The organism is Catellatospora coxensis, assembly GCF_016862635.1.
GTDB classification, from domain to species: domain Bacteria; phylum Actinomycetota; class Actinomycetes; order Mycobacteriales; family Micromonosporaceae; genus Catellatospora; species Catellatospora coxensis.
Genome location: NZ_BONI01000082.1, coordinates 34096 through 41497 on the forward strand (window position 1 = coordinate 34096; position 7402 = coordinate 41497).

Sequence of the window (7402 nt, forward strand, 5' to 3'; positions counted from 1 at the left end):
TCCGTTGTTTCTCAGGGGTCACAGCGATGGGATCGCAGCGGTCGCAGGCCCTGATCTCAGGTCCCTCTATCTGGGGCCCGGCCAAGATCCTGCGAACGCTGCGATCCCTGCGAATGGTGCGATGTGGGGTCACGCTCGGTTAGCAGTGGCGAGGGTGAGGATGTCGTAGACGCCGTGCTCGGAGCGCCTCAGCAGCGCGTCTGGGCCTTCGCACAGCGCCCGCATCTCCGTGTACAGCCAGGAGTCCGACCGGCCGGTCTCCTCCAGCACGTCGGCGAGCTCGGCGGGTCGTACCACGTCGTGGCCGTCGTCGCGGAGGTCCTGGACGTGCCGACGGAGGATGGCCCTCGCCTCCCCGGGAGTCTTCGGCCGCGGGAGCGGGCCGAAAGCCATCCGGGCGTGCGGGTCGGGCTCGGCCAGCGGCTGGGCCGGGTCGACGTCGTCCGGCGGGTCGGTCGGGTCCCACGCGCCGTTGGCCTCCTCCGACTCGTCCTCCTCGTCACCGTCCTCCATGGCGGGTGCTGGCTGCGGCTGCGGACGGCCGGGGCTGACCCACGGGGTGATGGCCGCGGCCCGCTCGTCCTCGCTGCCGGCGAAGTACGCCCGGTGCGGCATGGCCCACCGCTCGCGGTCGACGCCGGACAGCTCTGCATACAGGCAACCGGCGCGCTGGTCCTTCCAGATCCACGGCGCGGCGCCCGCATCGAGGGTCTCGTCGGAGAGCGCGGCCTGGGCGTCGTCCTCGCTCTTCACGCCGAGGCAGGCCCAGCTGCCGATATTGGCTCGGACGCTGGTCGGGACCCGGTCGTAGGTGGCGCGCTGCAGCTCCACGACCAGGGCGATGCCCACCGAGCGCGCTGATTCGGCGACGTCGACGAACGTGCCGTTGCCGTTCAGCACGCCTGCAGCCTCGAAGAACACGGCGACGACGAACGGGATGCCGCAGCCCTTCGTCCACTGCTTGTGGCCGGCCTGGCCGAGGATTCGGGCCCGCTCACGGATGAGCGCGGGCAGGTCCTCGATGTACGCCTCGGCGGCCGCCGGCCCAGCGGCCATCCGGTGCGCGTACTGCTGGAGCCACCCGGGGAGCTGGTCGGCTTTGCGGGAGTCGCTGACATGCAGCTCCGCATCGATGCGGGTCAGCACGTCAGCGCACATGTTCAGCAGCAGCTCCGTTTTGCCCGACCCGCTCATGCCGACAACGCCCAGGTGGGTGGAGTTGCGCTGCCGGCCGGGGTCGCCGGGCAGCCACAGCAGCAGCGGCTCCCCGTCCTCCCCGCGGCCGAGGTCGATCGGGGCATCGGCGATCGACCTGCCTGGCGCGGTTGGGCCAGGCCAAGGGATCGGCTTGCGGAGCTGGTCGACGGGGACAAGGATCATCTGTCCGCGGCGTGCCGAGTCGGGCGACTGCACGAACCGGGAGGCGCCGGGTCTCACGTCGAGCGCCGACTCGATCTCCTCCCGGGCGGCGGCAACCTGGCTGAACGGCGTGCCCGGCGCGGCCTCGATGGTGGCCACGATTCGAGCGCCGGTCGTCTTCGGCCGGCCCACCTTGGCGTCCTGGAGCGCGCGGATGTGCTGCCCCAGTTCTCCGACGCTGCCGCGCTGCACCTCGTCGCCGCCGCGGCGCAGGACCCGGTTGACGATCGCGACCGCCGACAGGGCAATGCCGCCGAGCGCCCACAGGTCCCCCCAGGGGTGCGTGAGCGGTCCGCCGATGGTCGCGCCGAGCGTCCACACCGAGACGGCTCCGGCAACCACGGTGGCGGTGACCCGAACCATCTGGCCGCGTGGGCGGCCGGCCAGCCACGTGTAGCCGGTGACGCTGGCCCCGGCGACGGTCAGCCCGACGGCGGCCCAGGGCTTGTCCGCCCACGCGTGGTGGGCGAGTAGCGTGACGGGCAGCGCCACGACGGTGCAACAGGGCACGATCGCGTACGGCAGGAGCGCCGCGGCGGGCGTGATCTCGACTTCGCGCGGCAGCTGCAGCCGCGTCTGGCGGCTCACTGGTCTGCCCTGAACAGGAACGCGGAGCGGGTCTGCCGCTTGATCGCGCCGGCGGCCTCCAGCTCGACCATGTACGCGGCGATGAACCGCCCATACGCGGTGATCATGTACTTCGCTGCGATGCCCAGCGCGACGGCGGCCATCCGGATCGGCCCGGCCACCATGCGGGCCCGCTTCCGGGCGGACAGCCCGCCGACGGTCCGGCCGCCGGACACGGTGCGCAGCCGCGCCTCCAGCGCCGCTGCGGCCATGGCCAGCTCGATCGACGCCTGGTGCAGAACCTTGCGGCGCAGCTCAAACCACTGCTGGAGCTCGACGTTGTCCATGGGCGGCTCCCCGGACATGAAGGTGTGCTGTGACACTGGTGGTGCCTCCTTTGCGGGGTGCGGGGCGCGCTGGCTGTGGAGGCTGGGCGCGCCCCGCTTGCTGTCCGCCGTCGTGGCGGCCACTGCGTGGGCCGGGCGCTGGTCCCGGCCCCACGGAGGCCGTACGGTGGTCGGTGCCCCCGCCGCCTGCCGAGGTGAGGACGAGTCATCTCGGCCCCGGCGGGGGTCCATGCGTCAGGCGCTGGTCAGCACCTGGAAACTGCCGCCCTGCATAACGTGCGGCCGGATGTGCTCCATCGCCCACGTCTCGTCCTCACCGAACAGCTCGCCGATCTGGGCGAACGTGAGCGGTTCGCGGCGGCCCGCCGTGATGTCGGCCAGCACCTCCAGGAGCGTCTGCCCGTCAGCGGTGGACACCGCGGCGTCGTGCTCCGCCGGTGCCGCCACGGTGGCGGGCGTCTCGGCGGCCCGAATGGCGTTCAGGTGACGACGTACCGTCGACTCGCTCATGCCAACCTTCGCGGCGATCTGAGCGGGCTTCCACGACGGATTCCTTGCCGCCACCTTGGCGACCGCCTGAGTGGTCAGCGGGTGCCGTGACGTCGCCGGCGGCCCTGACACTGGGCGCTCCGACAGCGGCTCCTCCTCGACCTCGTCAGCGGGCTCCTCCGGCGCGCTCGGCGGCGTCATCTTGGCGGGCACGTAGCCGGGCGCGGTCATCTCCACGACGCGCTCGATCCGGGCCATCTGCTCGTACGCCTCGGTCGCCATCTCCTCCGTCACGTTGCGCGCAACTCGGCGGACGCGCGCCTCCCGCCACGACCGCGGGCCGAGCCATCCGTAGCGCAGTGCGTACTGCGCACGGACGAGCTGGCGGACGCCGCGCTCGTGGTGGAGGGTGACGATGTCGCCCTCGCCCGGGGCGATGAGGCCGAGTCGCGCGGCGATCCGCCGGGGCGTCCACACCCAGCTGCCAGCGACCTTGGCTCGCTGGCCGGCAGGCTCGTCGGGCCGGTACTCCGACCACCACAGCGTCGCGCCGAGGACCGGGATCAGGATGCGCAGGCCCTGCATGGAAGCGGTGTCGGCGGACGCGGCGACGATGATGCCGACCGGGATGGCGATGTACCAGACCGTCCGCCCGTTGGGGCCGATGGTGCCGTGCTGCTTGAAGTGCTTGTGGCCCTTCGCGCCGAGGCTAACCATCACCATGGAGGTCATGAGGCAGCCGATCAGCGCGAAGCTCACGGGGGCGGCCGAGTCGCGGAGCACCTCGTAGACGCCCTCCGCCTCCCAGCCGATGACAAGCGGCGCGGCGATCAGCATGGCGGTTGCGTCGACTCCGCCGCGGCGGTAGGTGCGGAGGATGAGCGCGCCGAGGATTAGCGCGGTGGCCGCTCCGGCGATGGTGGTGAGCAGCGTGGCGTTGTCCTGGAGCCAGGCCTGTGCGACTGCGGGATCGAACTGCATGGAGTGCTCCTCGGGTGTCGGCTCGGTCAGCGCTTCTCGGCGGCGGCGAGGCGCTCGTTGCGCTCGATCAGCCGGGCGGCGATCTTCGCGGCCGGGCCGTTCGGGTCGGTGGCGGCAGCGCGGGCGTGGTTGCGGCCGAGGTCGGTGGCGATCTGCTCGCGGTCGGGAGTCTTGGACATGGCGTGCTCCTCGTAAGCGGGTCCGGTGTGGACGCCAGCCTAGGCTATAGGGGTGTTGCCTGCAACAGGGGTGTAGCAGTAGGCTCCGATCACTCACGCCCCTACGCTCACGACGTGGAGAAACCCCCGGTGGACTACGACCTGGTCGACAAGCTCGGCGCGCTGCTGTGCGCCACGGCCCTGGCGCAGCGGGACCCGCTCGCCCAGCTGGCCGCGCTCGGCCCGGCCCAGCCCACCGCCGCCGCCCTGGAGGACTACGTTGTCGAGCTCCGCGGTCGCATACTCCGCGGCATCATCGAGGCCGGCACGAGTCGGGTGAAGCTCGCCGAGGAGCTCGGTGTGGAGCGTTCGCGCGTGCAGGCGATGCTCCGGCAGGCCGATGCCGCGCAGGCGCGCCGCGAGGCGGCACAGCAGAAGGGCGCGTCGGCCGAAGCCTGACGCGCCCTCCCGGTCCTGCTCAGAGGTCGAACTCCCCGTCCTTCGCCCCCTCGACGAAGGCGTCCCACTCGGCGCGCGTGTAGATCAGCGCCGGGCCGGTGGGGTCCTTGCTGTCCCGCAGCGCGATCGCCTCCCCGACGAACGCGACCTCCACGCAGTTATCGCAGTTCGGGCCGCTCCTCGTGCTCTTCCTCCACTCGGCGTCCGTCAGGTCCACCGTCATGCCCTTGATCTGCTGCTGCACTGTCGTCTCTCTCGGGTCGTGCCGGCATCTGGCGCACCGGCGGCAGGGGTGGGGGCGGGTACACCCCATCGAAGCGGCCGTACATCACAGCACCAGCTGGAGTACGGCGAGGAGCAGGGCGTAGGGCAGGACAATCGCCAGCCGGCGCGGGCGGCGCATCCAGCGCCACAGCCGCTGACGGCGGGTGAGCCGCGGGGGATTGCCGATCCTGATCACATCCACCTCCCGTGTGGGGGCGGCGGCCCACGGGAGTAGACCGCCGCCGGTCGATACGCCTTCCGCTCCACGGCAGGTCAGCGCAGCGACACAACGCTCATCCTGCACCCACTTGGCCAAGTAGCCAAGTAGCGAGCAACAGTTGCTCGCCAGCTAGCGTGACCGTCCATGATCGACCCTCACTCCGGGGTGCCGCTGCACCGGCAGGTCGCCGATGACCTGCGTCGGCGCATCGGTGCGGGCGAGTGGGCGCCGGGTGCGCACCTGCCCCGTGAGGTCGACTTGGCGCACGAGTACGGCGTCGGCCTGGACACCGTGCGGCAGGCGTACGAGGCACTACGCTCGGGCGGTGTGATCCGACCTGGGGGGCCTGGACGTCGGGCCAGTGTGCCGCCTGCTGAGCCGCTGCAGCGGATGGTCCTGCCGGCGCGGGCTGTGCTGACGGTGCGGATGCCGACGCCGGAGGAGATGCGGGAGCATGGCATCCCGCCGGGCGTGCCCGTGGCGGAGGTCCGTCACGAGGGCAGAAGTCGACTATTTCGGGGCGATGAGGTCGACTGGCGGGGTGCGTGAGACGTCTGCCGTAACTGTCCGTGATCCGATAATGGACTAGACGTTTCCCAAAGTTTCGCAGAGTGACGCATCGACGTGAATGATCTGCCGGGTTTGCTCGTATCGGAAATCGGTCATTTCGGTCAGACAGGCATGTAACTCAGCCGATCATCCCACAATGCGGTCGCTGTCCGTTTTGGATCACGTCAACAATGTTGACCGGTCACCTACCCGTCCGGCCTATTCCCAGATACCACGCAGCGTTTCTAGTGCTCCTAGCGTTGCTCAGCAATCATGGACATCTGCCATCGGGGTTTCACTCACGCAGCAGGGTCGGGGGACTCAAGGGAGAGGGAGCAATGGCCGAACAGAAGGCACCACCGAGACGACTCCTGTACACGATCGCCAGCATCACCGGGGTGGTGATCAGCGTGACCGGCGCGGGCGGCCTGGTCGCCATCATCGCGACCGGCAACGCCGACCCTGACCCGGCGACGGCCGTCGGCCCCGGCTGGAGCGCCCTGGCCGCCACGCTCACGATCATCGGCTTCTCGACCGCCGTCGTGTCGAAGCTTGGCTGGATACTGGTCGACACCCGCGAGGAAGTCCGGGAGGTCCGGGGACTGCTTGCCAGCACCAGCCTGTCCATCCCGCGGCAGAAAGCGCAGGCCCAGGCCCAGCAGCAGTCAGGGCCCGCCCAGCAGCAGAAGCGGCCACCGCGGCGCGGACGGCGGCGAGCCAAGGGCGGCCAGGACGAGAAGCCCAAGGAGGGCGACAGCGGCACGTGGACGCCGGCGGACGCACGCTGGCAGGACGACATGGCAGAGGCGGTTCGGCTGGGCCGGACTCTACCCGGCCCAGCCGAACCAGCCTGAGCCTACGATGCGGGAGGGGGTCCACCTATACGGTGGACCCCCTCCTTCGGTTCACCCATATGGCGCAGGTCACAGCCGGTCGCCGATGCTGGCCTTCCTCGCCGCCTGCTGGGCACGGTCGATGCCTGCCGACCGGGCGTACCGCCGGGCCATGCCCGACCCGGGAGTCCAGCCGAACAGGTACTCCGAGTCTTCCTCCGAGCCGCCGGCCAGCTTCCAGTTGTGGGCGCTCGTGTGGCGCAGCTGGTGGGCGCGGGTGTGCGGCACCCCGGCCTGCTGGGACCGGCGCTCCAGCATCTGCTGCACGCCGGAGCTGGTCATCGGGGTGCCCCGCTTCGCGCCGAGCCACAGCTCCGGCCGCTCCGCGCCCTTCGCTCCGCGCCGAAGCCTCACGTACGCGCCTAGGGCCTCCGCCGCCTTCACGCCCAGCGGGATGGTGCGCACCTTCCGGCCCTTGCCCATGACGCCGATGCGCGGGGTTCGGCCCAGGTCCACCGAGTCCAGCAGGATGCCGGCCAGCTCGGAGACGCGGGGCGAGCCGGGCTCGCAGAAGATCCGGATGATCGCCTCGTCGCGGACGCCCTCCAGGTCCTTCTTCCCGCGCGCCTGGCAGGCCTTCAGCAGCGCCCGGAGATGGTCGTCGCCGAGGACCGGAACCGGCTCGTCGTCGGGCTTCGGTTCCTCCATGCCCTCCATCGGCGACTTCGCGATCAGCTCCTTCTTCACTGCCCAGCGGTAGAAGGCCCGGACGCTGCGGAAGCGGACGCCCGCGGTGGTCGCCGCCCGGTGTTCGAGGAGGTAGCCCATCCAGTCCTCGATGTCGGCGGTGTCCAGCTCCAGGAGGTCCCGGTCGTCGACGAACTCGGCGAGCTGGCCGAGGGACTCGGTGTAGCTCTGGATGGTCCGCTCGGAGAGGTGTTTGGCGACGAGCGCGCGCTCGTACGAGGCGAAGGTGATCTCGTTCGGGTCGTCGTTCATGCCGGTGAGTCTGTGATGTGGGCCATCGAAAATAAGCAGGTGTATGAACGGCTTGCGATGCCCGGAGGGTGCCCGAAGATCAGAAAAGGGCCCTGAGCTAGCAGCTCAGGGCCCTGT

General features: G+C 70.6%; 10 protein-coding genes. 3 read left to right on the forward strand and 7 right to left on the reverse strand.

Annotated features, from left to right (window positions below; all coding sequences use genetic code 11):
• Nucleotides 1-129: 129 nt before the first annotated feature.
• The 4 genes from Cco03nite_RS34510 to Cco03nite_RS34525 all read right to left on the reverse strand — a co-directional run bounded on the left by Cco03nite_RS34510 (nucleotide 130) and on the right by Cco03nite_RS34525 (nucleotide 3982).
• Nucleotides 130-2007 carry an MFS transporter gene (locus tag Cco03nite_RS34510; RefSeq protein ID WP_203698073.1) on the reverse strand — a complete coding sequence of 626 codons (1878 nt, stop codon included), beginning with the start codon at nucleotides 2005-2007 and terminating at the stop codon, nucleotides 130-132.
• The gene (locus Cco03nite_RS34515) at nucleotides 2004-2369 is read right to left on the reverse strand and encodes a TraA-like protein (RefSeq protein WP_239167898.1); all 366 of its coding nucleotides are present in this window, start codon (nucleotides 2367-2369) and stop codon (nucleotides 2004-2006) included. Before Cco03nite_RS34515 ends, Cco03nite_RS34510 begins: the two co-directional genes overlap by 4 nt.
• Nucleotides 2370-2567: 198 nt before the next feature.
• Complete coding sequence (locus Cco03nite_RS34520) at nucleotides 2568-3803, reverse strand: helix-turn-helix domain-containing protein (RefSeq protein ID WP_203698075.1); 1236 nt, start codon at nucleotides 3801-3803, stop codon at nucleotides 2568-2570.
• Nucleotides 3804-3829: 26 nt separating this feature from the next.
• Nucleotides 3830-3982 (reverse strand): hypothetical protein, encoded by a 153-nt coding sequence (locus Cco03nite_RS34525; RefSeq protein ID WP_203698077.1) that lies wholly within the window; start codon nucleotides 3980-3982, stop codon nucleotides 3830-3832.
• Between the two features lie 114 nt (nucleotides 3983-4096).
• Between Cco03nite_RS34525 and Cco03nite_RS34530 the strand changes: the two genes are divergently transcribed.
• Nucleotides 4097-4420, forward strand: a complete 324-nt coding sequence (locus Cco03nite_RS34530) for a hypothetical protein (protein WP_203698079.1) — start codon at nucleotides 4097-4099, stop codon at nucleotides 4418-4420.
• A 19-nt stretch (nucleotides 4421-4439) separates the two neighbouring features.
• Here the strand turns inward: Cco03nite_RS34530 and Cco03nite_RS34535 are convergent, their stop codons facing one another.
• Together Cco03nite_RS34535 and Cco03nite_RS43015 are read right to left on the reverse strand one after the other, a co-directional pair.
• Nucleotides 4440-4643, reverse strand: a complete 204-nt coding sequence (locus tag Cco03nite_RS34535; RefSeq protein WP_203698093.1) for a DUF397 domain-containing protein — start codon at nucleotides 4641-4643, stop codon at nucleotides 4440-4442.
• 105 nt (nucleotides 4644-4748) lie between these two features.
• Nucleotides 4749-4880: a hypothetical protein gene (locus tag Cco03nite_RS43015; RefSeq protein ID WP_275412099.1), complete on the reverse strand. Its 132-nt coding sequence runs from the start codon at nucleotides 4878-4880 to the stop codon at nucleotides 4749-4751.
• A 168-nt stretch (nucleotides 4881-5048) separates the two neighbouring features.
• On the opposite strand from Cco03nite_RS43015, the gene Cco03nite_RS34540 reads away from it, so the two are divergent.
• Nucleotides 5049-5453 (forward strand): GntR family transcriptional regulator, encoded by a 405-nt coding sequence (locus tag Cco03nite_RS34540; protein ID WP_203698081.1) that lies wholly within the window; start codon nucleotides 5049-5051, stop codon nucleotides 5451-5453.
• A gap of 338 nt (nucleotides 5454-5791) precedes the next feature.
• Nucleotides 5792-6307: a hypothetical protein gene (locus Cco03nite_RS34545; protein WP_203698083.1), complete on the forward strand. Its 516-nt coding sequence runs from the start codon at nucleotides 5792-5794 to the stop codon at nucleotides 6305-6307.
• Nucleotides 6308-6376: 69 nt separating this feature from the next.
• Here Cco03nite_RS34545 and Cco03nite_RS34550 read toward each other — a convergent pair whose 3' ends face one another.
• Nucleotides 6377-7285, reverse strand: a complete 909-nt coding sequence (locus Cco03nite_RS34550) for a tyrosine-type recombinase/integrase (RefSeq protein ID WP_203698085.1) — start codon at nucleotides 7283-7285, stop codon at nucleotides 6377-6379.
• Nucleotides 7286-7402 lie beyond the last annotated feature (117 nt).

Bases quoted from the DNA above. Each gene is read 5' to 3' on its own strand.
- Cco03nite_RS34545 (WP_203698083.1), top strand. From the start codon at position 5,792: ATGGCCGAACAGAAGGCACCACCGAGACGACTCCTGTACACGATCGCC.
- Cco03nite_RS34535 (WP_203698093.1), bottom strand. From the start codon at position 4,643: ATGACGGTGGACCTGACGGACGCCGAGTGGAGGAAGAGCACGAGGAGC.
- Cco03nite_RS34520 (WP_203698075.1), bottom strand. From the start codon at position 3,803: ATGCAGTTCGATCCCGCAGTCGCACAGGCCTGGCTCCAGGACAACGCC.
- Cco03nite_RS34525 (WP_203698077.1), bottom strand. From the start codon at position 3,982: ATGTCCAAGACTCCCGACCGCGAGCAGATCGCCACCGACCTCGGCCGC.
- Cco03nite_RS34550 (WP_203698085.1), bottom strand. From the start codon at position 7,285: ATGAACGACGACCCGAACGAGATCACCTTCGCCTCGTACGAGCGCGCG.
- Cco03nite_RS34540 (WP_203698081.1), top strand. From the start codon at position 5,049: ATGATCGACCCTCACTCCGGGGTGCCGCTGCACCGGCAGGTCGCCGAT.